The 25,958-nt window shown below is 73.5% G+C and carries 22 protein-coding genes; 11 read left to right on the forward strand and 11 right to left on the reverse strand.

Annotated features, from left to right (window positions below; genetic code table 11):
* Positions 1–74: 74 nt before the first annotated feature.
* From J7W19_RS17510 to J7W19_RS17520, 3 genes are read left to right on the forward strand one after another with little or no spacing between them, the layout of a single operon-like run.
* Positions 75–272: a DUF4244 domain-containing protein gene (locus J7W19_RS17510; protein WP_040887860.1), complete on the forward strand. Its 198-nt coding sequence runs from the start codon at positions 75–77 to the stop codon at positions 270–272.
* On the forward strand, positions 259–603 hold the full coding sequence (locus J7W19_RS17515; protein ID WP_004939771.1) for a TadE family type IV pilus minor pilin: 345 nt from the start codon (positions 259–261) through the stop codon (positions 601–603). Before J7W19_RS17510 ends, J7W19_RS17515 begins: the two co-directional genes overlap by 14 nt.
* Entirely contained in the window at positions 581–1,003 is a 423-nt protein-coding gene (locus J7W19_RS17520; protein WP_004939773.1) for an Rv3654c family TadE-like protein, read from the forward strand. The genes J7W19_RS17515 and J7W19_RS17520 overlap by 23 nt, the downstream gene beginning before the upstream one ends.
* Positions 1,004–1,015: 12 nt before the next feature.
* Here the strand turns inward: J7W19_RS17520 and J7W19_RS17525 are convergent, their stop codons facing one another.
* Positions 1,016–3,487, reverse strand: a complete 2,472-nt coding sequence (locus tag J7W19_RS17525) for a DEAD/DEAH box helicase (protein WP_078587695.1) — start codon at positions 3,485–3,487, stop codon at positions 1,016–1,018.
* Between the two features lie 54 nt (positions 3,488–3,541).
* Here J7W19_RS17525 and bldG point away from each other — a divergent pair, with 54 nt between their 5' ends.
* The 3 genes from bldG to J7W19_RS17540 all read left to right on the forward strand — a co-directional run bounded on the left by bldG (position 3,542) and on the right by J7W19_RS17540 (position 7,268).
* A complete protein-coding gene (gene bldG / locus J7W19_RS17530; protein WP_004939779.1) occupies positions 3,542–3,883 on the forward strand; it encodes an anti-sigma factor antagonist BldG in 342 nt (113 codons plus the stop codon).
* A gap of 113 nt (positions 3,884–3,996) precedes the next feature.
* The gene (locus tag J7W19_RS17535; protein ID WP_004939782.1) at positions 3,997–4,449 is read left to right on the forward strand and encodes an ATP-binding protein; all 453 of its coding nucleotides are present in this window, start codon (positions 3,997–3,999) and stop codon (positions 4,447–4,449) included.
* Positions 4,450–4,832: 383 nt separating this feature from the next.
* Positions 4,833–7,268 carry a sodium-translocating pyrophosphatase gene (locus J7W19_RS17540; protein WP_004939785.1) on the forward strand — a complete coding sequence of 812 codons (2,436 nt, stop codon included), beginning with the start codon at positions 4,833–4,835 and terminating at the stop codon, positions 7,266–7,268.
* Positions 7,269–7,326: 58 nt separating this feature from the next.
* Here the strand turns inward: J7W19_RS17540 and J7W19_RS17545 are convergent, their stop codons facing one another.
* Complete coding sequence (locus J7W19_RS17545; RefSeq protein ID WP_154080460.1) at positions 7,327–7,482, reverse strand: hypothetical protein; 156 nt, start codon at positions 7,480–7,482, stop codon at positions 7,327–7,329.
* A 78-nt stretch (positions 7,483–7,560) separates the two neighbouring features.
* On the opposite strand from J7W19_RS17545, the gene J7W19_RS17550 reads away from it, so the two are divergent.
* Both J7W19_RS17550 and J7W19_RS17555 read left to right on the forward strand, forming a co-directional pair.
* On the forward strand, positions 7,561–8,133 hold the full coding sequence (locus tag J7W19_RS17550) for a hypothetical protein (RefSeq protein ID WP_004939790.1): 573 nt from the start codon (positions 7,561–7,563) through the stop codon (positions 8,131–8,133).
* A 73-nt stretch (positions 8,134–8,206) separates the two neighbouring features.
* The gene (locus J7W19_RS17555) at positions 8,207–9,739 is read left to right on the forward strand and encodes a DUF7059 domain-containing protein (protein ID WP_004939794.1); all 1,533 of its coding nucleotides are present in this window, start codon (positions 8,207–8,209) and stop codon (positions 9,737–9,739) included.
* A gap of 90 nt (positions 9,740–9,829) precedes the next feature.
* Here J7W19_RS17555 and J7W19_RS17560 read toward each other — a convergent pair whose 3' ends face one another.
* From J7W19_RS17560 to J7W19_RS17570, 3 genes are all read right to left on the reverse strand, one after another.
* A complete protein-coding gene (locus tag J7W19_RS17560) occupies positions 9,830–10,111 on the reverse strand; it encodes a TM2 domain-containing protein (RefSeq protein WP_004939796.1) in 282 nt (93 codons plus the stop codon).
* A gap of 249 nt (positions 10,112–10,360) precedes the next feature.
* Positions 10,361–10,789 (reverse strand): DUF2752 domain-containing protein, encoded by a 429-nt coding sequence (locus J7W19_RS17565; protein ID WP_152263196.1) that lies wholly within the window; start codon positions 10,787–10,789, stop codon positions 10,361–10,363.
* The gene (locus J7W19_RS17570; RefSeq protein ID WP_004952684.1) at positions 10,782–11,192 is read right to left on the reverse strand and encodes a TM2 domain-containing protein; all 411 of its coding nucleotides are present in this window, start codon (positions 11,190–11,192) and stop codon (positions 10,782–10,784) included. The genes J7W19_RS17565 and J7W19_RS17570 overlap by 8 nt, the downstream gene beginning before the upstream one ends.
* 346 nt (positions 11,193–11,538) lie before the next feature.
* Between J7W19_RS17570 and topA the strand changes: the two genes are divergently transcribed.
* The 3 genes from topA to J7W19_RS17585 all read left to right on the forward strand — a co-directional run bounded on the left by topA (position 11,539) and on the right by J7W19_RS17585 (position 19,729).
* The gene (gene topA / locus J7W19_RS17575; RefSeq protein WP_004952687.1) at positions 11,539–14,388 is read left to right on the forward strand and encodes a type I DNA topoisomerase; all 2,850 of its coding nucleotides are present in this window, start codon (positions 11,539–11,541) and stop codon (positions 14,386–14,388) included.
* Positions 14,389–14,540: 152 nt separating this feature from the next.
* On the forward strand, positions 14,541–18,362 hold the full coding sequence (gene tmk / locus J7W19_RS17580) for a dTMP kinase (RefSeq protein WP_233478120.1): 3,822 nt from the start codon (positions 14,541–14,543) through the stop codon (positions 18,360–18,362).
* A gap of 128 nt (positions 18,363–18,490) precedes the next feature.
* Positions 18,491–19,729 carry a DNA polymerase III subunit delta' gene (locus tag J7W19_RS17585; protein WP_004952695.1) on the forward strand — a complete coding sequence of 413 codons (1,239 nt, stop codon included), beginning with the start codon at positions 18,491–18,493 and terminating at the stop codon, positions 19,727–19,729.
* Positions 19,730–19,748: 19 nt separating this feature from the next.
* Here the strand turns inward: J7W19_RS17585 and J7W19_RS17590 are convergent, their stop codons facing one another.
* The 6 genes from J7W19_RS17590 to J7W19_RS17615 all read right to left on the reverse strand — a co-directional run bounded on the left by J7W19_RS17590 (position 19,749) and on the right by J7W19_RS17615 (position 25,958).
* A complete protein-coding gene (locus J7W19_RS17590; protein ID WP_004952698.1) occupies positions 19,749–20,177 on the reverse strand; it encodes a hypothetical protein in 429 nt (142 codons plus the stop codon).
* A 94-nt stretch (positions 20,178–20,271) separates the two neighbouring features.
* Positions 20,272–21,246, reverse strand: coding sequence for an NAD-dependent epimerase/dehydratase family protein (locus J7W19_RS17595; protein ID WP_004952700.1), 975 nt, complete (start codon positions 21,244–21,246; stop codon positions 20,272–20,274).
* Positions 21,236–22,246 carry a Gfo/Idh/MocA family protein gene (locus J7W19_RS17600; RefSeq protein WP_004952702.1) on the reverse strand — a complete coding sequence of 337 codons (1,011 nt, stop codon included), beginning with the start codon at positions 22,244–22,246 and terminating at the stop codon, positions 21,236–21,238. Before J7W19_RS17600 ends, J7W19_RS17595 begins: the two co-directional genes overlap by 11 nt.
* Positions 22,247–22,250: 4 nt before the next feature.
* Positions 22,251–23,651 carry an NDP-hexose 2,3-dehydratase family protein gene (locus J7W19_RS17605; protein ID WP_004952705.1) on the reverse strand — a complete coding sequence of 467 codons (1,401 nt, stop codon included), beginning with the start codon at positions 23,649–23,651 and terminating at the stop codon, positions 22,251–22,253.
* The gene (locus J7W19_RS17610; RefSeq protein WP_201768259.1) at positions 23,645–24,685 is read right to left on the reverse strand and encodes a GDP-mannose 4,6-dehydratase; all 1,041 of its coding nucleotides are present in this window, start codon (positions 24,683–24,685) and stop codon (positions 23,645–23,647) included. Before J7W19_RS17610 ends, J7W19_RS17605 begins: the two co-directional genes overlap by 7 nt.
* A 226-nt stretch (positions 24,686–24,911) precedes the next feature.
* Complete coding sequence (locus J7W19_RS17615) at positions 24,912–25,958, reverse strand: methyltransferase (RefSeq protein WP_004952711.1); 1,047 nt, start codon at positions 25,956–25,958, stop codon at positions 24,912–24,914.

The raw sequence follows: 25,958 nt of genomic DNA on the forward strand, positions 1-25,958 counted from the left end.
GGTGAGGGAACGGAAACACGAGGACGTCCGGGCGATGTGCCCGGTGAGGAAGAACGGCGAACGAAGGGGTGGAGATGGACATGCGGTGGTGGACGAGGGTCCGGTGCCGGGCCGGGGCGGCGGGGGAGGCCGGTATGACGACGGCCGAGTACGCGGTGGGAACGCTCGCGGCCTGCGCGCTGGCGGCGGTGCTGTACAAGGTGGTCACCAGCGGCGCCGTGAGCGCGGCGCTGCAGGCCCTGATCGAGAAGGGGCTCCATGCGGCGTTCTGACGGGGGTCAGGTCACCGCGGAGGCCGCGCTGGTCCTGCCGGCGCTGGTGCTGGTCGGCACGGCCCTCATGTGGGGGCTCGTGGCCGCCTCGGCGCAGCTCCAGTGTGTGGACGCCGCGCGGTCCGGGGCCCGCGCGGCTGCCCGGTCGGAACCCGGACCCGCAGTGGTCGCCGCCGCCCGGTCGGCGGCGCCCGCCGGCGCCCGGGTGGTGCTGACGCGGGAAGGAGACCTGGTGAGAGTGCGGGTGGAGGCCCAGGCGGCCGGTCCGGGACCGCTCGCCGTCCGGCTCGACGGAGAGGCGGTGGCCCTTGCGGAGGAGACGGTGGGCTGACCGGCGGGCCGGGGGTGACCGGGGTTCCGCCTCGGTCTGGACGGCGGTCGCCGCCGCGGCGCTCTGCGCGGTCTTCCTGGCCCTGCTGGCCATGAGCCAGGCGGTGCTGGCCCGGCATCGCGCGGGCGGGGCCGCCGACCTGGCGGCCCTGGCCGCCGCCGACCACGCCCTGCTGGGCCCGGAGGCGGCCTGCGGCTTCGCCCGCAGGGTCGCCGACGCCCAGCGGGCGGCGGTGGTCGCCTGCGAGGTGACGGGCGGGACCGCCGAGGTGGCGGCCGAGGCGGGAGCGGGGCCTTATACGGTCCGGGTCCGCTCGCGGGCGGGCCCCGCCTCGACCGCGGGCACTCCGGCGGGCGCGGAGTCCGGGCCGCCGGGTGGGGTGGCGGGAAGGGGGACCTGAGAGCGGACCGGGTTACCGATCCTCGGTGGTCGTCGAGCCTTCCGTCGGCTGGGGTGCGTCGGCCAGTAGGCGGGTGAGGAGGCGGATCGCGGCCCGTTTGTCGAGGGGGTCGTTGCCGTTGCCGCACTTGGGCGACTGGATGCAGGACGGACAGCCGGTGTCGCACTCGCAGGAGGCGATGGCCTCGCGGGTCGCGGTGAGCCAGCGGGCGGCCGTGTGGAAGGCGCGTTCGGCGAAGCCGGCGCCTCCCGGGTGGCCGTCGTAGACGAAGACGGTGGGCAGGAGCGTGTCCGGGTGGAGGGGGACGGAGACGCCCCCGATGTCCCAGCGGTCGCAGGTGGCGAAGAGCGGCAGCATGCCGATCGAGGCGTGCTCCGCGGCGTGCAGGGCCCCGCCGAGGGCCTCCTGCGGGATTCGGGCCTCGTCGAGCTGGTCCTCGGTGACCGTCCACCACACGGCCCGGGTGCGCAGGGTGCGCGGCGGCAGGTCCAGCTTGGACTCGCCGAGGACCTCGCCGGTGATGAGCCGGCGCCGGAGGAAGGAGACGACCTGGTTGGTGACCTCGACCGAGCCGAAGCAGAGGCGTGCGTCCCCCCAAGGGATCTCCCTGACGGTTTCCAGGATGGAGATGGAGGTGGTGTCGCGGGCGGTCGTCGAGTAGGGCGGGTCGGCCTCCTCGACCAGGGCGACGGAGTCGTCGAGGTCCAGGTGGCGGACGAGATAGCTGCGGCCCTGGTGGAGGTGGACCGCGCCCTCGTGGACGGTGGTGTGCGCGGCGGAGGCGTCCACGGTGCCCAGCAGCCGTCCGGTGCCCTCCTCGACGACCTGGACGGGGCGCCCGTCCTCGCCGCGGATGCCGGTGAGGTCGGCGGCGCGTTCCCGGCGGGTCCAGTGCCAGGCGGAGCCGCGGCGGCGGAGCAGCTTGCGGAGTTCCAGCCGGGTGAGCAGGCTCCGCGTCTCCGGGCCGAAGAGTGACAGGTCGGCCTCGGTGAGCGGCAGTTCCTCGGCCGCCGCGCACAGGTGCGGCGTCAGGACGTAGGGGTTGTCCGGGTCGAGGACGGTGGCCTCCACGGGCTGCCGGAACAGGGCGTCCGGGTGGTGCACGAGGTAGGTGTCCAGCGGGTCGTCGCGGGCGACGAGCACGGCGAGGGCGCCCTGCCCCCGGCGGCCCGCGCGGCCGGCCTGCTGCCATAGCGAGGCCCGGGTGCCCGGGTAGCCGGTCAGCACGACGGCGTCGAGCCCGGCCACGTCCACGCCGAGTTCCAGGGCGGTGGTGGCGGACAGGGCGAGCAGTTCGCCGGTGTGGAGGGCGCGCTCGATGGCGCGGCGTTCCTCGGGGAGGTAGCCGCCGCGGTAGGCGGCGACGCGGGAGGGGAGGGAGCGGTCGACGGCCGCCAGGCGTTCCTGGGCTATCAGGGCGATCAGCTCGGCGCCGCGCCGGGAGCGGACGAAGGCGACGGTGCGGACGCCCTGCACGGCGAGGTCGGTGAGCAGGTCGGCGGTCTCGGCGGTGGCGGTGCGGCGGACGGGTGCGCCCCGTTCGCCGTGGAGTTCGGTGAGCGGAGGCTCCCAGAGGGCGAAGACGAGTTCGCCGCGCGGGGAGGCGTCGTCGGTGATCTCCACCACCGGCACCCCCGTGAGGCGGGAGGCCGCGGCGGCCGGCTCGGAGGCGGTGGCGGAGGCGAGCAGGAAGACGGGCTCGGAGCCGTAGCGGGCGCAGAGCCGGCGCAGCCGGCGCAGCACCTGGGCGACGTGGGAGCCGAAGACGCCGCGGTAGGTGTGGCACTCGTCGACGACGACATAGCGCAGGGCGCGCAGGAAGGAGGCCCATCGGGGGTGCGAGGGCAGGATCGAGCGGTGGAGCATGTCGGGGTTGGTGAGCGCGTAGTTGGCGTACTGCCGCACCCACTCCCGTTCCTCGAAGGGCGTGTCCCCGTCGTAGACGGCGGGCCGGACGGCCTTGCCGAGTGGCGCGGCGAGCTCGCTCACGGCCCGCCGCTGGTCGGCGGCGAGCGCCTTGGTGGGGGCCAAATAGAGGGCGGTGGCGCCACGGCCGTTGGGGGCCTCGGAGCCGTCCAGCAGGGTGCTCAGGACGGGCGCCAGGTACGCGAGGGACTTCCCGGAGGCGGTGCCGGTGGCCACCACGGCGGATTCGCCGCGCAGCGCGTGCTCGGCCATGAGCGCCTGGTGCGCCCACGGCCGGGCGATGCCGACGGCCCGGATGGCGTCGGTCACTTCCGGCCGGATCTTCTCGGGCCAGGGGGCATGACGTCCGGGACGAGGGGGCAAGTGCTCCGTATGAGTGATGCGTGCAGCCCGGCCTGCCCCGGCGGCGAGTCGGTCGAGGACCGCCCGGGGAGCGGGATGTACGCCCGCCTCCGGCGGGAGTTGATCGTGGGCCATCGACATCGAGTGTGTCACTGGCGTGACGGACAATGGCGTCAAGGCGTCGTGCGCGCCTGCCGGTAAGTGATTGAATGCCATCGCGGCTGCCGATCCATGGGGGGCGACCGCTCGATGCAAGGTGCTGGAGGATCCGTGGACCTGTCCCTGTCGACCCGGACCGTTGGCGACCGTACGGTTGTCGAGGTGGGTGGCGAGATTGATGTGTACACCGCGCCCAAGCTGCGTGAGCAGCTGGTCGAGCTTGTCAACGACGGCAGCTACCACCTCGTCGTGGACATGGAACGGGTCGACTTCCTCGACTCGACCGGTCTCGGCGTGCTGGTCGGTGGCCTGAAGCGGGTGCGGGCGCACGAGGGCTCGCTGCGCCTGGTCTGCAACCAGGAGCGCATTCTCAAGATTTTCCGTATCACCGGTCTGACCAAGGTGTTCCCGATCCACACCTCGGTCGATGACGCGGTGCAGGCGACCGACTGACGGTCGTCTGCAGGACTGGTACGCGGGGGTTCCGGGCGGATCGCTCGGTTCCTCCGTGATGTCGCCCTGCCCCGGAGGCGAGGGGGAGGGCACGTACGACTGAGGGGGATGGGATGGCCACCGTCGAACTGCTCTTCAGTGCCCTTCCCGAGCACGTCCGCACCGCCCGCCTGGTGGCGGCGGCGGTGGCGCGTCGGGCGGGTGTCGACGAGGCCGTGCTGGACGAGGTGCGGCTGGCCGTGGGCGAAGCGTGCTCACGCGCCGTCGGCCTGCACAGGAACGGCGGCATTTCCTCCCCGGTCCGGGTCCGGCTCACGGAGGACGAGAAGAAGTTCTCCATCGAGGTGGGCGACGACGCGCCGCACCCGGTGGTCACCGAGGTCGTGGTGGGCGGCACCACGGTGACGACGGCCGCCGAGCACGACGACGCGGGCGCCGAGGGCGAGGACGACATGGGCCTCGCCGTCATCAGCGGCCTGGTCGACGACGTCGAGGTGTCCGCCGACGAGAACGGCGGCGTCATCCGGATGAGCTGGCCGACGACCTCGGCGGCCATCCTGCCGTAGCCCCGCGTCCGCCGTTCGGTCCAGTGGCGGCTGCCGGATCCGCCGTAGCCGTGGGCGATGGCGGAATTCGCTTGTCTACCCCGGCTTTTCTGTCGGCTTTTCGCTCCCTCGGGTAACCGGTTCCGCCGGTCCCGTCAGGAAAGGGCCGCCCGGCCGGAAACGGGTGAAAGGCATTTCCCGATCTTCACGGGCGGCCCGTCGAGTGTACGGATCATCCACGGATTCTCCACCGGAGAAGACTCATTCCGTTTGTGGCGCCCTGTTGGGACCTCGTCATGCTCCCTACAATCCGTCCATCTTGAGCTCAGGACGCCTGAGCGTGGCGGCCGTCTCGTGTACACGGTCCGGCCGCGCGCCCATGTGCCAAACGTCAAGGAGGACGAATGGCGGGGCCCTTCACCCCTGAACAGGTGGTCTTCACTCAGAATCTCGCGGTCGAGCTCACCGGCGGCAACCGCGTCCTCGTGATCGTCATCGCGGCCGTGGCCCTCGCGGCTCTCGTGGTGGCCGTGGTCTTGGTGCGGCAGGTGCTGGCGGCCGGAGAAGGCACCGAGAACATGAAGAGAATCGCCGCGGCTGTACAGGAAGGCGCGAACGCCTATCTGGCGCGGCAGTTGCGGACGCTCGGCGCGTTCGCCGTGGTCGTGTTCTTCCTCCTCATGCTTCTTCCGGCCGACAACTGGTCGCAGCGTCTGGGGCGTTCGGCGTTCTTTCTGGTCGGTGCGCTTTTCTCCGCGGCCACCGGCTATATCGGTATGTGGCTCGCGGTGCGCAGTAATGTGCGCGTGGCCGCCGCGGCGCGGGAGGCGGCGCTTTCCGCGGCCGAATCCCCAGCGGGTTCCTCCGCCGTCCCGGGACCGGGGAACACGCCGGCCGTCGGGGCGGTGGATGCCACGGCCGCCTCGCACCGGGCCATGAAGATCGCGTTCCGTACGGGCGGCGTCGTCGGCATGTTCACCGTCGGCCTCGGCCTGCTCGGCGCGTCCTGCGTGGTGCTCGTCTACGCGGCCGACGCGCCCAAGGTGCTGGAGGGTTTCGGCTTCGGGGCGGCGCTGCTGGCCATGTTCATGCGGGTCGGCGGCGGCATCTTCACCAAGGCGGCCGACGTCGGCGCCGACCTGGTGGGCAAGGTGGAGCAGGGCATCCCCGAGGACGATCCGCGCAACGCCGCCACCATCGCCGACAACGTGGGCGACAACGTCGGCGACTGCGCGGGCATGGCGGCCGACCTCTTCGAGTCGTACGCCGTGACCCTGGTCGCCGCGCTGATCCTCGGCAAGGCGGCCTTCGGCGACTCCGGGCTCGCCTTCCCCCTCCTCGTGCCCGCGATCGGCGTGATCACCGCCATGATCGGCATCTTCGCGGTGGCGCCGCGCCGGGCCGACCGGAGCGGGATGACGGCCATCAACCGGGGTTTCTTCGTCTCGGCCGTCATCTCCCTCGCGTTCGTGGCGGTGGCCGTCTACGCCTACCTGCCGTCCAGCTACGCGGATCTGAACGGCCTCGGCGACCCCTCCATCAGCGGCCATGACGGCGATCCGCGGGTGCTGGCGCTGGTCGCCGTCGCCATCGGGATCGTCCTGGCGGCGCTCATCCAGCAGCTCACGGGCTACTTCACGGAGACCGGCCGGCGGCCCGTGCGCGACATCGGCAAGACCTCGCTGACCGGCCCGGCGACCGTCGTCCTCGCGGGCATCTCGGTGGGGCTGGAGTCGGCCGTCTACTCCGCCGTGCTGATCGCCCTCGGCGTCTACGGGGCGTTTCTGCTGGGCGGCACGTCCATCATGCTCGCGCTCTTCGCCGTCGCCCTGGCCGGGACCGGCCTGCTGACCACGGTGGGCGTCATCGTGGCGATGGACACCTTCGGTCCGGTCTCCGACAACGCCCAGGGCATCGCCGAGATGTCCGGGGACGTCGAGGGTGCCGGGGCGCAGGTGCTGACCGAGCTCGACGCGGTGGGCAACACCACCAAGGCCATCACCAAGGGCATCGCCATCGCCACGGCCGTCCTCGCCGCGTCCGCGCTCTTCGGCTCGTACCGGGACGCGATCGGGACGGCGGTCCAGGACGTGGGCGCGAAGCCGACCGAGATGAACCTGAGCCTGGACATCTCGCAGCCCAACAACCTGGTGGGCCTGATCCTGGGCGCGGCCGTCGTCTTCCTCTTCTCCGGACTGGCCATCAACGCCGTGTCGCGGTCGGCGGGTTCGGTGGTGTACGAGGTGCGTCGGCAGTTCCGTGAGCACCCCGGGATCATGGATTACACCGAGAAACCGGAGTACGGCCGCGTCGTCGACATCTGCACCAAGGACGCGCTGCGGGAACTGGCCACTCCGGGGCTGCTCGCGGTCATGGCGCCCATCGCGGTCGGCTTCGCCCTGGGCGTCGGCGCGCTCGGTTCGTACCTGGCGGGCGCGATCGGCGCCGGCACGCTGATGGCCGTGTTCCTGGCCAACTCCGGTGGCGCCTGGGACAACGCCAAGAAGCTGGTGGAAGACGGCCACCACGGCGGCAAGGGCGGCGAGGCACACGCCGCCACGGTCATCGGCGACACGGTCGGCGATCCGTTCAAGGACACCGCGGGACCGGCCATCAACCCGCTGCTCAAGGTGATGAACCTGGTGGCGCTGCTCATCGCGCCGGCGGTGGTGAAGTTCTCGTACGGCGCCGACGCGAGCAGGCCGCTGCGGATCGGCGTGGCGGTGCTGGCCGCGTTGGTGATCGTCGCCGCCGTGTACGTGTCCAAGCGGCGGAGCGTCACCGTCGACGCCGGCGCCGACCGGTCGACGCAGCCGACCGATCCGGCGGTGGTGTCCTGACGGCGGACGCCGGCGGAAGCGCGGGCGGGACGGCGTGGGGCCGTCGCCGGACGGTGTGTCACCCGCCGTTCCGGCCGGGAGCCGTCCCGCTCGCGCGGGTCCGCCCGATCCGGTGGTCGGGCGTGCCGGTGTTGCGTCCGATCGTCCGGACGGCGTGTCGCGGCGCGGCGAACGCCACATCGAGATTGCCGTAAATGGCGAGGTAGGAGGTCATATGGGATGCTCGGCTCGCGGGCCGTGCCGGTGGGACGTGTAAGTTCCGGGGCCGAGAGCCATTGAAGGGACCGATCCGGTGAACAAGAAGCTTTTGGCCGCACTGTCCGGCGGTGCGGCGCTCGTCCTGGCGCTGACGGGATGCGGTGGCGGCGGCGAGGACAAGGGCAAGAAGCTCGACGACTGGGCCAAGAAGGTCTGCGACACGATGCAGCCCCAGGTCAAGAAGATCCAGCAGGCCAACGCCTCGATCACCTCCGTGCGGACGGAGGAGGACTCGAAGAAGGTCCAGCGGACGGACTCGGCCGCCTTCCAGGCCAACGTCGACGCGTACAACGCCCTCGCGCAGTCCGTGCAGAACGCGGGCGCGCCGCCCGTCGACGACGGCAAGGCCAACCAGGAGGACGCCGTCAAGGCGCTCAAGGACCTCTCCGCGTCGTACAAGAACCTGAAGACGAAGGTCGACGCGCTCGACACGTCCGACCGGGCCAAGTTCTCCGAGGGCCTGAAGAACATGGCCGCGGACCTCGGGCAGCTGAGCGGCAAGAGCGGTGACGCGCTCAAGAAGTTCCAGTCGGGCGACGCCGGTCAGGCGATGGCCAAGCAGGAGTCCTGCAAGATCCCGGCGTCCATGCCGCCCGCGCAGGTCTGATCCTCCGGGCGCCGGCGCGGGAGGCCGCGGCGGGCTGTCACGGATTGTCAGTGGTGCCCCCGACAATGGTTCCGTGAGTACGCTGCCTTCCGCCGACGCACCTGTCCCGTCCGCGCGCACCGCCCGGCTGCGCGACGCCCTGCTCGCCGCCGCCTTCACGGCCGACGGTCTGCTCGAACTGCTCGGCGCCCCCGCCTACGCCGCGCTCGCGCGCAGCGAGACCGTCCCCGCCCTGCGCGCCACCCGGGGGGACGGTCCGCTGGAGACCCTGGTCCGGCTCTTCCTGCTGCAGCGGTCCGTCCCCGCCGCGCGGGCCGCCGCCGCGCTCCCCCTGGAGGACTGCCTCGCCGACGGCTGGCTGGTCCGCGACGGCGACGCGGTCCGCGCGAGCGTCGACGTGCGCCCCTACGGCGGTCCCGAGGGGCAGGACTGGTGGATCGTCTCCGACCTCGGCTGCGCGGTCGGCGGCGCGGGCGGCATCGCCGGGGGCGGTGCGGGCCCGGCCGGCATCGACCGCTCGGAGCTCGTCCTCGGCGTCGGCGGCGCCTCCACCACGCTCGCCGGCATCACGGTCCGTACGCCGGTCGGGAGCGCCCTCGACCTCGGCACCGGTTCCGGCATCCAGGCGCTGCACGCGGCCCAGCACGCCGGCCGCGTCACCGCGACCGACCTGAACCCGCGCGCCCTGCGCTTCGCCCGGCTCACGCTGGCGCTCTCCGGCGCGCCCGAGGCGGATCTGCGCCAGGGTTCGCTGTTCGAGCCGGTGGCCGGTGAGACGTACGACCTGATCGTCTCGAACCCGCCGTTCGTCATCTCGCCGGGGGCCCGGCTCACCTACCGGGACGGCGGCATGGGCGGGGACGACCTCTGCCGCACGCTGGTGTCCCAGGCGGCGGACCGGCTCAACGACGGCGGCTACTGCCAGTTGCTCGCCAACTGGCAGCACGTGGAGGGGGAGGACTGGCGGGAGCGGCTGTCGTCCTGGGTCCCGGCCGGCTGCGACGCCTGGATCGTCCAGCGGGAGGTCCAGGACGTGGCCCAGTACGCCGAGCTGTGGCTGCGGGACGCGGGGGACCACCGCGCCTCCCCCGAGGAGTACGCCGCGCGGTACGACGCGTGGCTCGCGGAGTTCGAGGATCGGCGGACGAAGGGGGTCGGGTTCGGCTGGATCACGCTGCGCAAGTCGGGGGCCGAGCGGCCTTCGGTGATCGCCGAGGAGTGGCCGCACCCGGTGGAGCAGCCGCTGGGCGAGAGCATCCGCGCCCATTTCGAACGGCAGGAGTTCCTGCGCACGCACGACGACGCGGCGCTGCTGGAAGCCCGCTTCCGGCTCGCCCCCGAGGTCGTCCAGGAGCAGGTCGGGCTGCCGGGCGCGGAGGATCCGGAGCATGTGGTGCTGCGGCAGAACCGGGGCATGCGCCGCGCCACCAAGGTGGACACGGTGGGAGCGGGGTTCGCCGGGGTCTGTGACGGGACTCTCAGCGCGGGCCGCATCCTCGACGCGATCGCCCAGCTCGTCGGCGAGGATCCGGTCCTGCTGCGCGACCGGACGCCCGAGGCGATCAGGCTGCTGGTGGAGCAGGGGTTCCTGACCCCGGAGGGCTGAGGGGCCCGCCGGACGCGGGGCTTCGCCCGCGAGCGCTGGGAGCGGCCCCGTGGCGGGGCCGCTTCCGGGGACGGCCGCGTTCGCGGGGTGTCAGCCGCGGAGCACGTGGCCGTTCTTGTCGGTGCGGGTGTTGCTGACGAGGAAGATGATTCCGTCGATCAGGGCCCAGAAGCCGAGGCCGCCGCAGGTGAGGAGCTGGGCGATGCCCATGCCCACGTGGCCGGTGTAGAAGCGGCCGATGCCGAGGCCGCCCAGGAAGAGCTGGAGGATTCCGGCCACGATCTTGGACTTCTCGGAGTACGGCTGCCCGTTGGGGGCGTAGCCGAAGGGCGCCGGCGGACCCTGGTAGGGCGGCGGGGCGGGGTACGACATGGGTGGACTCCTAAGCGGTCGGAGGTAGCCGTCGGCCCGTCGAAGGGGGAAGGGCCGGTACGGCGGCGATCAACCAGACCGGAGGGTCACGCGGGAGGTTGTGCCGGATCGGTAATCGTGATCATTCGGTGACAGGGCGGACGGCAGGGCGCGGGCCGGGCCGGGCGAGGCGGATTGACGGCGTGTGAGGTCGGTCGGCACGTGTCCGGTTGGCCGAAACCGGTCGGTCGGCGCGGCCGGTCGGCGGCGTCATCCGGTGATATTGCGCACCAGCGTCCAGGCCACCGCGGTCCCCAGGACGGCGGCCGTCCCGCCCCGGCCGAGCCGCGGCCGGTAGCGGCGGCCCCGCAGCCCTTCGGCGAGCCAGCGGCCGCAGAGGTACGTGGCCGCGGGCAGGCCGAGGAGCAGCAGCAGCGCGTTGTCGTGGAACGCGGCGCCGAGATCCCCGTGCAGCAGGTCGTACGCCATGCGCGTGCCGCCGCAGGCCGGGCAGAGCAGTCCCGTCGCCCAGTGGAACGGGCAGCGGGGAAGCCACTGCCCGGGGCGGTGCGGATCGGTGCCCCACAGGTAGGCGGCCCCGGCCGCCCCGGCCGCGAGGGCCCCGAGCGGTGCCGCGGCCGGGTGGCGGACGGCGCGCGCGAGTCCGGCACGCGCCCCGCGGGGTGGCTTCTCAGCCACGGAGCGGGCGCCCCGCGGAGTCGGTGCTGCTGCCGGTCAGCAGCATGATTCCGTCGATCAGCGCCCAGATGCCCAGGCCGCCGCAGGTGAAGAGCTGGCCGAGCGCCATGCCCGTGTGCCCCGTGTAGAAGCGGCCGATGCCGAAGCTGCCCAGGAAGAGCTGGAGGACGCCCGCCACGATCTTGGACTTCTCGGAGTAGGGCCGCCCGTAGGGGTCGTAACCGTAGGGCGCGTTCGGGTCTCCCATGTACATCCCCGGGGCGCCCGGCGCCATCGGCGGCGGGTAGGCGTAGCCGGGCTGCTGAGCGTAAGGGGACGACCCCTGCGGGTAACCTGGCTGCTGCCCTTGCGGGGGCCGGCCGTACGGGTCCTGCGGGTATCCGTACGGGGTCTGGTCGGACATGGGCGGAAAGCTCCTGCCGTGTGAGGTTTGGCGGAAATCAGTCGCACGATCGGATGGGATGACGTGCGGTGGTCATCCTGCCAGCAGGCTCCGACACGGCGCTCCGGGCTTTCGGCGCGGTTTCCCCGCGCCGTGTTCCCGGCTCCGCCGCCGGCTCGTACGGTGCGGAGGCCGGGGCGCGGCGGATGTGGCGTCCGACGCTCCGGCGGCAGACAGGACGCTTGTCGGGTTACCGTTCGAGTGGCGTTGCGGGCTTTCCCCGTTTGACACGGGGGCGGGATGTACCGTCACACTCCGCAGCGTCACCGCAACTCCCATGCCGATTGCGACCGGAAGAAGAGCGAAGTTGTCCCCGACCAGCGAGACCGCACAGGGCGGCCGCCGACTCGTCATCGTCGAGTCGCCTGCCAAGGCGAAGACGATCAAGGGCTACCTCGGCCCCGGATACGTCGTCGAGGCGAGCGTCGGGCACATCCGTGACCTGCCGAACGGGGCCGCCGAGGTCCCGGCGAAGTACAAGGGCGAGCCGTGGGCCCGCCTGGGCGTGAACGTGGACGCGGACTTCCAGCCCGTCTACGTCGTCAACGCCGACAAGAAGGACCAGGTCAAGAAGCTCAAGGAACTGCTGGCCGAGTCGGACGAGCTCTTCCTGGCCACCGATGAGGACCGCGAGGGCGAGGCCATCGCCTGGCACCTCCAGGAGGTCCTCAAGCCCAAGGTCCCGGTCCGCCGGATGGTCTTCCACGAGATCACCAAGGACGCGATCCAGGCCGCCGTCGCCCACCCGCGCGAGCTGAACAAGAAGCTGGTCGACGCCCAGGAGACCCGGCGCATCCTCGACCGCCTCTACGGCTACGAGGTCTCGCCGGTCCTGTGGAAGAAGGTCATGCCCCGGCTGTCCGCCGGACGGGTGCAGTCCGTGGCCACCCGGCTCGTCGTGGAGCGGGAGCGCGAGCGGATCGCGTTCCGTTCCGCCGAGTACTGGGACCTCACCGGCACTTTCGCCACCGGCCGCGGTGGTGACGCCGCCGAGCCCGGCACCTTCGCCGCGCGGCTGTCCTCGGTGGACGGCCGGCGGGTCGCCCAGGGCCGGGACTTCGGCGCGAACGGGCAGCTCAAGGACGCCGCCCAGGTGCTGCACCTGGACGAGGCGAACGCCCGCGCGCTGGCCGCCGCGCTCGCCGACACCTCGTTCGCCGTGCGCTCGGTCGAGTCCAAGCCGTACCGCCGCTCCCCGTACGCCCCCTTCCGCACCACGACCCTCCAGCAGGAGGCGTCGCGCAAGCTGGGCTTCGGTGCGAAGGCGACCATGCAGGTGGCCCAGAAGCTGTACGAGAACGGCTTCATCACCTATATGCGTACGGACTCCACGACGCTGTCCGACACCGCCGTCGCCGCCGCCCGGGCGCAGGTCACCCAGCTCTACGGGGCCGACTACCTGCCGGAGAAGCCGCGCACCTACGCGGGGAAGGTCAAGAACGCCCAGGAGGCGCACGAGGCCATCCGTCCTTCGGGTGATCGTTTCCGCACCCCCGCGGAGACCGGTCTGACCGGCGACCAGTTCCGGCTGTACGAGCTCATCTGGAAGCGGACCGTCGCCTCCCAGATGAAGGACGCGGTGGGCAACTCGGTCACCGTGAAGATCGCGGGCCGGGCCTCCGACGGCCGGGACGCCGAGTTCAGCGCCTCCGGCAAGACGATCACCTTCCACGGCTTCATGAAGGCGTACGTCGAGGGCGCGGACGACCCGAACGCCGAGCTCGACGACCGCGAGCGCCGGCTGCCGCAGGTCACCGAGGGCGACGCGCTGACCGCCGAGGAGATCACCGCCGACGGCCACGCCACCAAGCCCCCGGCCCGCTACACCGAGGCGTCGCTGGTCAAGGAGCTGGAAGAGCGCGAGATCGGCCGCCCGTCGACCTACGCGTCCATCCTGGGCACGATCCTCGACCGCGGCTACGTCTTCAAGAAGGGCACCGCGCTCGTCCCGTCCTTCCTGAGCTTCGCCGTGGTCAACCTGCTGGAGAAGCACTTCGGCCGGCTCGTCGACTACGACTTCACCGCCGCCATGGAGGAGGACCTCGACCGCATCGCCCGCGGTGAGGCCCAGGCCGTGCCGTGGCTGCGCCGCTTCTACTTCGGCGAGGGCTCGGGGGAGGTCACCGGCCGGGCCGCGGAGGCGGGCAACGGCGACGGCGACCACCTCGGCGGCCTCAAGGAGCTGGTGACCGACCTCGGCGCGATCGACGCCCGGGAGATCTCCTCGTTCCCCGTCGGCGAGGGCATCGTGCTGCGCGTCGGCCGCTACGGCCCGTACGTCGAGCGGGGCGAGAAGGACACCGAGGGCCACCAGCGCGCGGACGTCCCCGAGGACCTGGCGCCGGACGAACTCACCGTGGAGTACGCGGAGGAGCTGTTCGCCCGGCCCAGCGGCGAGTACGAGCTGGGCACGGACCCGGAGTCGGGCCACCCGATCGTCGCCAAGGACGGCCGCTACGGCCCGTACGTCACCGAGGTGCTGCCCGAGGGCACGCCGAAGACCGGCAAGAACGCGGTCAAGCCGCGGACGGCGTCGCTCTTCAAGTCGATGTCCCTCGACACGGTCACCCTGGAGGACGCGCTGAAGCTGATGTCGCTGCCGCGCGTGGTCGGCACCGACGCCGAGGGCGTGGAGATCACCGCGCAGAACGGCCGCTACGGCCCGTACCTGAAGAAGGGCACGGACTCGCGCTCCCTGGAGACCGAGGGCCAGATCTTCGACATCACGTTGGAGGAGGCCCTCGCGATCTACGCGCAGCCCAAGCAGCGCGGGCGGGCCGCGGCCAAGCCGCCGTTGAAGGAGCTGGGCACGGACCCGGTCAGCGAGCGCCCGGTGGTCGTCAAGGACGGCCGCTTCGGCCCGTACGTCACGGACGGCGAGACCAACGCCACGCTGCGCCGCGACGACGACGTGGAGACCATCACGCCGGAGCGCGGGTACGAGCTGCTCGCGGAGAAGCGGGCCAAGGGGCCGGCCAAGAAGACCGCGAAGAAGGCGGCCAAGAAGGCTCCGGCCAAGAAGACCGCCGCGAAGAAGACGACGACCGCCAAGAAGACGGCGGCGAAGAAGACGACGACCGCCAAGGCGGCCACCGCGAAGAAGACCACGGCCAAGAAGACGGCGGCCAAGACGGCCGCCGCGGCCAAGGCCGAGTAAGCGGGGCCGTCAGACGGCCATGGGCGGCGGGCCGGATTCCGGTTCCGCCGCCCGGTCGTTTTCCGGGGCCCGGCGCGCTTGTCCGGCCTCAGCGTTCGATCAGACGTTCGATCGGACGGTTGGTATTCAGGCGCTCCGGATAGGCTGGCAGGATGACGCGAGCCGAGCAGCCAACAGTGGTGACCTCTCCCTCAGGGGCACTGGCCGCGGACTCCCGCGAGCGTGCCGTCCGCGCCCTGCTGCGCATCCCCTCGTTGCGCCGACTGTGGAGCGCCCAGGCCGCGGGGGGCGTCGGCGACGCCCTCGGCCTGCTGGTCCTGCTCCTGCTGGCGCTCCAGGCGGCCGTCACCGCCGGATCGTTCGGCGGCGGGTACCGGGGCGCCGCCTTCGCCGTGGCCGCCGTCCTCGGCGCGCGGCTGCTCGCGACGCTGCTGCTGGGCACGGTCCTGCTCGGCCCCTTCAACGCGCTGCTGGCGCCCTCGGGGCCGCTCGACCGGCGCTGGACGATGATCGGCGCCGACGCCGTCCGGGCGCTGCTGCTGGCCGTCGCCCCGGTGTGGATCGACTTCACCGAGAGCAAGGCGCTGGCGTCCCTGCTGGTCACGGCCTTCCTCCTGGGCGTCGCCGAGCGGGTGTGGACCGTGGCCAAGGACGGCGTGGCGCCCACGCTGCTGCCGCGGCCGCCCCTTGAGGGCGCGGCCGTCCGGCCCGTCCCGGACCACGGCGACGCGCTGCGGCGGCTGACGCTGCGCACGTCGTTCGTCGCCCTGCCGGCCGCCGCGGCGGCCCTCGTCGCCGTCACCCTGGTGAGTAATCTGCTGGGCTCCGGCATCGACTGGTTCCACCAGCACCAGCCGGCGCTCGGCTCGTACCTCGCGGCGGCCCTGTTCAACGCCTCCGGCGTGATCGTCTACTTCCTGGCCCTGCCCGCCGCGCGGGAGGTGACGGCGCGCTCCCCGCTGGAGGGCCTGCGCCGGCCGAAGCGCGACCAGGCGCCCGACAAGGGCCGGACCGGCGGCATCCCCGTCTTCGTGCTGTCCTGCGCGGCCGTCGCCGGGGCGGTCGCCGCCGCGTTCGGCGTCGCCGTCCTCCAGGCGTACGACCTGGGCGGCGGCCCGGTGGCCTTCGGGCTGCTGGCCCTGGCCCTCACCGGCGGACCGGTGCTCGGCATCCGGAGCGCGGGCCGCGTCCTGCCCGGGTTCTCCCGCCGCAGGCTGCTGGCCCTCTCCCTGGCCGTCACGGGCGTCGCGCTGCTGGCCGCCGGGCTGGTGCCCGACGCCACGACCGTGCTGCTGCTGATCCTGGTCGCCGGCGTCTCCGCGGGCGTCGTGGCGAACACCGGGCACGCCCTCCTCGACCAGGAGGCCGAGGAGGAGCGCCGCCCGGGCGTCACGGAGCACCTGCACGCGGTCGTCCGGGTGACCGTGGCGCCGGCCGCGGTCGTCGCCCCCGTCCTCGCCGCACTCATCGGCCCGCACCGGGCCGAGAGCGGCAACTTCGTCTTCGACCACGGCGGCGCGGCCTTCACCCTGATGCTGATCGGCGCGCTGCTGCTGCCGGTGGGCGCGCTCGTCCTGGGCAAGACCGACGATCGGCACGGGGTGCCGTTCCACCGCGACCTGCTCGACGCCGTCCGCGACGGCGACCCGGTCGAGGCGACCGCCGCCGACGGCTTCTTCCTGGTGTTCGACGGCGGCGACGGCGCCGGCAAGTCCACCCAGGTGCAGGCCATCGCCGAGTGGATCCGCTCCAAGGGCCACGAGGTCGTCGTCACCCGCGAACCCGGCGCCACGGCCATCGGCAAGCGGCTGCGGGCCATCCTGCTGGACGTCGCGTCGGCCGGGCTCTCGGACCGCGCGGAGGCGCTGCTGTACGCCGCCGACCGCGCGGAGCACATCAACGCCGTCGTCCGGCCCGCCCTGGAGCGCGGCGCGGTCGTCATCTCCGACCGCTACATCGACTCGTCCGTCGCCTACCAGGGCGCCGGCCGCGACCTGTCCCCGACCGAGATCGCCCGGATCAACCGCTGGGCGACGGAGGGGCTCGTCCCGCACCTGACGGTGCTGCTGGACGTCTCGCCGGAGACCGCGCGGGAACGCTTCACCGAGGCGCCCGACCGGCTGGAGTCCGAGCCCGCCGAGTTCCACGAGCGGGTGCGGAAGGGCTTCCTCGCCCTGGCCGCCGCCGACCCGGCGCGCTACCTGGTCGTCGACGCCGGGCAGGAGCCCGAGGCCGTCACCACCGTGGTGCGCCACCGCCTCGACGAGGTCCTGCCGCTGTCCGCGCAGGAGATCGAGGCCCGTGAGGCGGCCCGCAGGGCCGCCGAGGCCGAGGCCCGCCGCAAGGCGGAGGAGGAGGCGGCGCGCAAGGCCGAGGAGGAGCGGCTGGAGCGCGAACGGCAGGAGCGGCTGGCCAAGCTGCGCGCGGAGGAAGAGGAGCGCAAGCGGCGGGAGGCCGAGGAGGCCCGGCGCCTGGAGGCCGAACGGCAGGCGGAGGAGGCGCGGCAGCGCGCCGAGGAGGCGCGCCGGCTCGCGGACGAGGAGCGCAGGCGCCGTGAGGCGGAGGACCGCGCCCGGGCCGCCGAGCAGGAGCGGCTGCGCAAGCAGGCCGAGGAGGAGGCGCGGCTGCGCGCCGAGGCCGAGGAGCGGCGGCGCGAGAAGCAGCGCAAGGCCGAGGAGGCGCTGCTGCGCGCGGAGGCGGCGCGGACGGCGGGCGACGGCGCTGCCGCGGACGGTGCCGCGGGGGATGGTGTGGCCGCCGCGGAGGGCGCGTCCGCGGACGGTGCGCCGGGGATCGGCGCCGGGGCGCGGGCCGCCGCCGGGGCCGACGAGGCGCCCACGGTCGAGCGGTCGGCGCTGCGGGAGAGCGGCGCCGAGGGCGCGGCCGGTGCGGGTGCGGCCGGGAAGGCCGCCGATCTGACGAAGCGGGCGACGGCGTCCGACGCCGGGTCCGCCGCTCCCCGGGCGGGGGCGCGGGCCGCCGACGCGGAGCGGACCGAGCAGCTCCGGGTCCCGCCGGTGCACCGTCCCGACCCGCGCGAGTCGCTGCTCATGCGGGACGCCGACGAGACGGTGACCGTCCAGTCGCCGCTGGTGCACCGCAAGGATCCGCACGAGGCGGACAGGGCGGCCGGCGGGGAGGCCGTTTCCGGCGAGGCCGGTGCGGAGGATGAGACGGCGGTGCTGCCGACCACCGGTCCGGCCGGGGCCGGGAAGGCGAAGGCGGTCGGCGGGAAGGGCGCCTCCGGTGAGGCTGCTGCGGAGGACGAGACCGCCGTGCTGCCGACCACCGGTCCGGCCGGGGCCGGGAAGGCGAAGGCGGTCGGCGGGAAGGGCGCCTCCGGTGAGGCTGCTGCGGAGGACGAGACCGCCGTGCTGCCGACCACCGGCTCGACCCGGTCCGGGAAGGCGTCCGTCGGCGCGGAGGACGAGACCGCGTACCTGCCGCCGGTGCGCTCGGACGGGCCGGCGTCGGCCGGTGCGCCGGAAGCGGCCGAGGACGAGACGACGGTGCTGCCTCCCGTGCCGACGCTTCCGCCGCCGGTGCAGCGGGTCACCTGGGGACTGCGCTCCGGGAAGAACGACGCGGACGGTGCCGAGACCGCGGGGCCGACGGACGCCGGGCGGGCCGAGGACCCGGTGGAGCGGGTTCCGGACTGGCTGTTCCGCCCGGAGGAGTCCGCCGGCACCGACCGGCCGGGCGGCGCCGAGGGGGAGCGCACTCCGGCGGACGACGCGGACGGCATGCGCACGCGTGAGATGCCGCGCCCCGGCGCGGAAGCGGACGCGGCGGGCGCGGCGGAGCGGGCACGCAAGGCCCGGCGGCGCCCGGAGTGGGCCGAGGGCGACCGGGAGGGCGACGACGCCGAGGCGCCGACGCTCGCGGACGACCTCTTCGGCCGGCGGGCCGGCGGCAGCGGCGACGGTCCGGACGGCGGCGCTTCCGGCGCCCCCGGCCGACGCGGAGGCCGCTGAGCGGCCGAGGGCGCCCGGAGCGGGCGCCCGCACTGCGGCGGGGCCCCCGCCCGGGCCCCGTTGTCAGTGGTCTGCCCCACAATGGGTGACCGGGGAGACCGCAGGACCAACGGGCGCGGAGGACAGTCATGGCGGTATGGGACGACCTGGTCGGACAGGACCGGGTCACGGAGCAGCTCTCCGCTGCCGCCCGTGACGCGGACGCGCTGGTCACGGCCGTGGAGGCGGACCGCACGGCGGGGCAGGGGGAGGCGCCCGCAGAGATGTCCGGCTCCCGGATGACGCACGCGTGGCTGTTCACCGGCCCGCCCGGCTCCGGCCGGGCCACCGCGGCCCGCGCCTTCGCGGCGGCCCTGCAGTGCGTGAGCCCGGACCGGGCGCTCCCCGGCGGCGCCCCCGGCTGCGGCTTCTGCGACGGCTGCCACACGACGCTCGTGGGCACGCACGCCGACGTCGAGATCGTCCGCACGGACCTGCTCTCGATCGGCGTCAAGGAGACCCGCGAGCTCGTCCGGCGCGCCCAGCTCTCACCGGCCGGCGGCCGGTGGCAGGTGATCGTGCTGGAGGACGCCGACCGCCTCACCGAAGGCGCCGGGAACGTGCTGCTCAAGGCCGTGGAGGAGCCCGCTCCGCGGACCGTGTGGCTGCTGTGCGCCCCCTCGCTGGAGGACGTCCTGCCGACGATCCGCTCCCGCTGCCGGTCCCTGACCCTGCGCACGCCGTCCACCGCCGCCGTCGCGGACGTCCTCGTCCGCCGGGACGGCATCGAGCCGGAGCTCGCCGCCCGGGTGGCCCGCGCCACCCAGGGCCACATCGGCCGCGCCCGCCGCCTGGCCACGGACGAACGCGCCCGGACGCGCCGCGCCGCGGTGCTCAGGCTGCCGCTCCGGGTCGACGACGTGGGCGGCTGCCTGAAGGCGGCCCAGGAGCTGATCGACGCGGCGGCCGAGGACGCCAAGCAGGTCGCCGAGGAGGTCGACGCCAAGGAGACCGAGGAGCTGCGCGCCGCGCTCGGTGCCGCGGCCGGCACCGGCGGCCGGCTCCCGCGCGGCACGGCCGGTGCCATGAAGGAGCTCCAGGACCGGCAGAAGCGCCGGTCCACCCGGACGCAGCGCGACAGCCTGGACCTGGCCCTGACCGAGCTCACCGGCTTCTACCGCGACGTCCTCGCCCTCCAGCTCGGCTCCCGCGTCGAACTGGCCAACGCCGACGACCGCGACACCCTCCAGCGGATCGCCTCCGCCTCCCGCCCCGAGCACACCCTGCGCCGCATAGAAGCCATCGGCGCCTGCCGCGAGGCCCTCGACCGCAATGTGGCGCCCCTGCTCGCCGTGGAGGCCATGACGATGGCCCTGCGGGCGGGCTGAGGGGCGGGCGGCCGGGGGCTCACCAGACCGGCGGGACGACCCCGGTGTGCAGGCCGACCGAGACGACGCAGTCGCCGAAGCGGCGGATCAGTTCGGCGTCCGCCCCGCCGTCCGCCCCGCCGTCCGGTTCCGCCGCGGTGCCGTCCGGCGCCCCCGGCCTGCTCCCCGTCGGCCCAGTCAGCCCGATCGGCCCCGGCAGCCCCGGCTTCTCCTGCGGCCTCGGCCCGCCCGGCGTCCGCGCCGACCGCTCGGACCGCGCCGACCGCTCGGGCCGCTCGTTCCGCTCCGTCCACTCGGCCCGTCCGGCTCTCCCGGCCCGCTCGCTCTTCGTCGGAGTGCGCGCGGCGAAGTCGCCGACCAGCCGCGCGATCGTGGTCCCCCGCTCCGCCGCCAGGACCGCCAAGCGGTCCCGGACCGTCTCCGCCACTTCGATCGACACGTGTCTCATGTCCCGGCAGCCGCTCCTTCCGGCTCGAGGTCTTCCGGTTCAAGGTCCAGGGTTCGGGTCTTCCGGGTTCAAGGCCGCGAGGCGACGGCTCCCGTCACCGCCGCGCCCCCGCGGGGTCGTGGATCCCGTGGGCCCGCAGCGTCTCGTCCCACAGTCCGCTCACCGACTCGCGCAGCGAGCGGACGGCGGTCCAGCCGAGGAGCCGGCGGGCGGGCTCGGGGTCGACCTGGACCCAGTCGTCGCCGGCGGTTCCCGTGGTGGCGGCGGGGAGTTCCCGCACCTCGGCGGGCACGCCGCTGACCTCCACGAGGAGGTCCACCAGCCAGCGCACCGCCACGGCCTCGCCGCGTCCGATCGGGACGACGAGCCCCGGTATCCGGGCGCGGGTGGCGGCCAGCACCGCTTCCGACACGTCGCGCACGTCGACGTAGTCCCGGTGGGCGCGCAGCTGGGACAGCTCCACGACCGCCGGGAGGGTGTCCCGGGCGACGGCCTCGGCGAGCCGCCCGGCCACCCGGCCCAGCAGGCTGACCGCCGGGGTGCCCGGGCCCGCGACATTGCCGATCCGCAGCACGCCCGCCTCGACGACGCCCTCCGCGGCGGCCTCCAGCACGGCGCGGCTCGCCGCGAGCTTGGCCTTGCCGTAGGTGGTCGTCGGCCGGGCCGGCGTCGCGGTCCGGGTCGTCTCGCCGGGCGCGGTCGGGCCGTACTCCAGCACCGAGCCGAGGTGGACGACGTAGGGCCGGCAGGTGGTCCGCCGCAGGGCGGCCATCAGGCGCCGCGCGGGCACGGCGCAGTTGGCCTCCAGGTCCCGTTCGGCGATCCCCCAGTTGCTGCCGATGGCGTTGACCAGCGTGTGCGGGCGGAACGAGTCGATCAGGCCGGCCAGTTCGCCGGGCGAGGCCGTGGTGACGTCCAGGGTGAGGATGCGGCACGGCGGGGGGAGGTCCGGGGCCCGCCGGGCGACCGCGGCCACCTCGGCCCCGGCGGCGACGAGGTCCGCGCAGAGCCGGCGGCCCACGAACCCCGTTCCCCCGGCCACGAGAACCCGCTCGCGCTCATCGGCCATCTGCTCCTCCTGACCAGCCGTTGCCGAGCAGCCGTGCCCGGTCCTGCACCTGACTTACCAATCGGGCCCGCGCGACGACCTCGGCGCCGTGCGCCGCCGCCCCGCCGCCGGCGATGGCCCGGACGAAGCGCGCCAGGGTGCCGGCGAACTGGTCGTCGGCCGGCAGGACGCGCTCCCGTACCTCGTCGGCGCGTTCCAGCCGGACCCTGGGGCAGAAGTCGGGCGGCGGGGTGAAGGCGCGGTCGACGATGATCCGGCCCTCGCTCCCCCACAGGGTGTACGCGCAGCGGTAGGCGTGCTCGAAGCCGAAGGAGACGTGCGCCGTGCGGCCGTCCGGCGCGCTCAGCAGCGCGTCGCCGGCCACGTCCACGTCCGCTCCGGGGCCCTTCCGCAGCGTCGCCCCGACCACGTCGAGTTCCGGCCCGAGGAACATGCTCGCCGCGGCGAGCGGATACACCCCCGCGTCCAGCAGGCTGCCGCCGGCCAGGTCCGCCCGGTACCGGACGTTGCCGGGGGCCAGTGGCGGGAAGCCGAACTCGCTGGTCATCGAGCGCAGTTCGCCGATGTCGCCCTTCTCCACCATCCCGCGCACGGCTTCGTGCATCGAGTGCTGGGGGAAGGTGAGGTTCTCCATCAGCGTCAGGCCGAGGGAGTGCGCGAGGCGGACCGCCGCCGCGGTGTCCGGGTACCGGGCGGTCAGCGGCTTCTCCGCGAGCACGTGCTTTCCCGCCCGCAGCGCCCGCTCGGTCCAGTGGTGGTGCAGCCCGGTGGGCAGCGAGATGTAGACCGCTTCGACGTCCGGTCGCTCCAGCAGCGCCTCGTAGCCGGCGACGGCCTCGCCGCCGAACCGCGCCGCGACCGCGCGGGCGTTGTCCTCGGACCGGGAGGCGACGGCGGCCACCGTCACCTCCGGGACCTTCTGTACGGCCGGGAGGGTGCGGCGCCGGGCGATGTCGGAGCAGCCGAGAACACCCAGCCGCACGGGACGCTCGTTCTTCATGGGTTCACCAACTCTGCAGGCAGGCCAGCAGGCTGCGCGCCTCGACGTTGACGTAGTAGCCGTGCCGGAGGAGCAGGGTGAGCTGGTGCGCGGTCATCCAGCAGTAGTCCTCGGGGACGGCCGTGGGGAAGTCGTCGCCGGCTTCGACGAGGAGGTAGTTGTTCTGCGAGTGGTAGAAGCGGCCCCCCTCCTCGGCCAGGACGGCGTTGTAGAGGACGCGCTCCCGGGGGGCGTTCAGGACGTAGTCGAGGAACCGCGGCGGCCCGTCCGGGTAGTTCTCCGGGACGCACTGCACGGTCGGCCCCATCTCCATCCCGTCCAGCAGGCCGGGCTGGAACCGGGCGTGGACCAGCAGGTGCGCGACCCCTTCGATCACCTTGATGACGAACGCGACGACGCCGCGCCCTTCCGGGTACAGCAGGGGCTGGTCCCATGCGGCCACCTCGCGGTTGCCGACCTCGGCGGTCACCCCGATGATGCTGAAGTGCCGCCCGTCCTCGTGGGTGATCTGCTCCGGGGTGCTGCGCCACCCGGGCAGGTCGCGCAGGGGGATCCGGTGCGCCGACAGTTCGTGCCGGCTCTTGGCGCCGGTGAACCAGCGCAGCACGGTCGCCGTGTCGTTCAGGGCGCGGCCCCGGCCCGTCGTCGAGAGGACGAGCGCCGACGCGGCGTCCCCGGCCGGCACCGGCTGGGACGCGGGGAACGTGTCCGCCGGGAGGCAGGCCAGTACGGTCCGGGTGTCCATGTTGACCAGGCCGTCGATCCGCAGCAGCCGCCGCAGTTCGGGCAGCGGCAGCCAGTGGTGGTCCTCGCCGGCCGGGACGTCCTCGGTGACCTGCACGACCATGTTGCGGTTGCGCTTGCGCAGGAACCAGGAGCCCTGCTCGGACTGCAGGACGTCGACCAGGGTGCGGCCCGCGCCGGGGTCCGTGAAGTACTCGAGGTAGCGGGTGCTCCGGCCCTGGTGGATGCGGGTGTAGTTGCTGCGCGTGGCCTGGACGGTCGGCGACACCTGGATGCCGTTGTGGTTGCCGGGCTCGATCTTGGCCTGCACGAGGCAGTACGGGACGCCGTCGACCTCCTTGACCAGCATGCCGAGGATGCCGATCTCGGGCTGGTTGATGATGGGCTGGCTCCACTCGCGGACCGGTCCGTACCCGGTCCGCACCTGGAGGCCCTCGACGACGAAGAAGGCCCCGGAGTCGTGCCCGAGGTTCCCCGTGTCGGCGTCGAACCGCCAGCGCCGCAGCTCGGTCAGCGGCGTCCGGGTCACCCGGCACCGCGCGGCGGCGGAGCACCGGGCGAACCAGTCGATGAACTCGGCGCCGGCGAAGTCCGCGAGGTACGACTCCGGCGGGAGGGACCGTACGAGCCCGCCGGCCGGTCCGGCCGGGAGGCTTACCACAGACCGGCCTGTTCGAGGACGGCTTCACCGGCGGCGTTCTCGCTCTCGGTGAGCAGGCGCAGGTCGTTGTCGACCATCATGGCGATCAGTTCCTCGAACGACACCTCGGGCTTCCAGCCGAGCTTCTCCCGGGCGCGGCTGAGGTCGGCGCAGAGGAGTTCCACCTCCGCCGGGCGGAGCAGCCGGGGGTCGACCTCCACGTGGTCGCGCCAGTCGAGGCCGGCGTGCGCGAAGGCGAACTCCACCAGGTCGCGGACGCTGTGGGTGACGCCGGTGCCCAGGACGATGTCCTCCGGCTCGTCCTGGGCGAGCATCATCCGCATGCCGCGCACGTAGTCCCCGGCGAAGCCCCAGTCGCGCTCGGCGTCGAGGTTGCCCAGCCGGAGCTTGTCCACCAGGCCGAGCTTCACGGCGGCCACCCCGAGCGAGACCTTCCGGGTGACGAACTCGGGGCCGCGGATGGGGGACTCGTGGTTGAACAGGATGCCGCTGACCGCGAACATCCCGTAGGACTCGCGGTAGTTCTGCACCATGTAGTGCCCGAACGCCTTGGCCACGCCGTAGGGGCTGCGGGGGTGGAAGGGCGTGGACTCGCTCTGCGGGGTCTCGCGCACCTTTCCGAACATCTCGGAGGTGGACGCCTGGTAGAAGCGCGGGACGCCGCTGCCGGTGGTCCGGGACGCGTTGAGCCCCGCCACGCTGCGGATGGCCTCCAGCATCCGCAGCACGCCCTTCCCGGTCACCTCCGCGGCGACGGCGGGCTGCTTCCAGGAGACCGGGACGTACGACAGGGCGCCGAGGTTGTAGACCTCGGTGGGGCTCGCCTGCTCGACCGCGGCTATCAGGCTCGTCTGGTCCAGCAGGTCGCCGCTCACCACCCGGATGTCCGGGTGCAGGGGACTGCCGTCGCGCGCGTACGGCCGCCCCTGCCCGCGCACCATTCCGAACACCTCGTATCCGGACTCGAGGAGCTGACGCGCGAGATAAGTGCCATCCTGGCCTGTGATTCCCGTAATGAGCGCTCGCCTAGACAGAATCATCTCCCAGCCGTGAGGAACCCACAGAACGGCATCCGCATGGTTTTTTGGATTCCATGCGCCGCGGGGCAATGCGTATCACCGGTCACCGGAAACGGTACGGGAAGTGCACAGGTAATTCACGGTCCGCACCGGCAGTGTAGTGAATTCACTAGCGTATTCGCGGGCCGGTCCTGGCATTCCGTATCGGCCCGCGAAAAGGCGCCGAGGTGGAATTCCCGGTTCAGTCCGCCGGGGCGGCGGGGACGGCCTCGATCAGCCACAGGTCGGTGCCGTCCAGCGGGGTGAACGCGCCGGCCGTCAGGCCCGCCGCCGCGCAGAGCCGCCGGAAGTCGCCGCGGGTGCGCTCCAGCCCGTTGCCGTTGACCAGCAGGTTGAGGTCGTTGAGGTACGTCGTGGGCACCGCGTCGGCGGGGACGGTGTCGGGCAGCACGTGCTCGACCATGACGACCCGGCCGTGCGCGGGCAGCGCCCGGCGGCAGTGCGCGAGGATCGCCGCGGCCCGCTCGTCCTCCCAGCCGTGGACGACGCTCTTGAGCAGGTAGAGGTCGCCGCCCGGGGGCACGGCGGCGAAGAAGTCGCCGGTCTCCACCGTGGCGCGGTCCGCGACGCCCGCCGCCGCCAGCTCCTCGCCGGCCCGGGCGGCCCCGGTCGCCGTGTCGTACAGCACGCCGCGCAGCGCCGGGTGCGCGCGCAGCACCGCGGCGAGCAGCGTCCCGTCACCGCCCCCGACGTCCACGACGGTGCGGACGCCGGAGAAGTCCTGGCGCAGCGCGACCAGGTCGGCGATGCCGCGGGTGCCCTGGCTCATGGCGGCGTTGTAGAGCCCCGACAGGTCGGGGTCGTCCGCGAGGTGGGCGAAGAAGTCGCGGCCGAAGACCTGGTCGAAGGCCGGGCCGCCGGTGCGGACGCTGTGGTCCAGGTGCTGCCAGGCCGTGGAGACCGCCGGGTCGGTGAGCATGCGGGACAGCGCGTGGAAGGACGGCGAGCGGTCGGCGCGCAGCAGCTCGCCGACCGGCGTCAGGTCGAACACGCCCGGCTCGGGCTCGCGGAGCACCCCGAGCGCGGCGAGGCCGCGCAGCAGCCGGTTCATGGCGGCGGGTTCGCCGTCGAAGCGGGCGGCCAGGCCGTCGGCGGTCCGCTCGCCGGCGCCGATCGCGTCGGGCAGCCGGAGCCGTACCGCCAGGCCGACGACCTGGGTGGCCATGCCGCCGAACACCAGCCGGATCACGTCCGCCCAGGGGGCCGGCGCGTTGTGCTGCTCTTCCAT

It is taken from the genome of Streptomyces mobaraensis NBRC 13819 = DSM 40847 (assembly GCF_017916255.1).
Classification (GTDB): Bacteria; Actinomycetota; Actinomycetes; order Streptomycetales; family Streptomycetaceae; genus Streptomyces; species Streptomyces mobaraensis.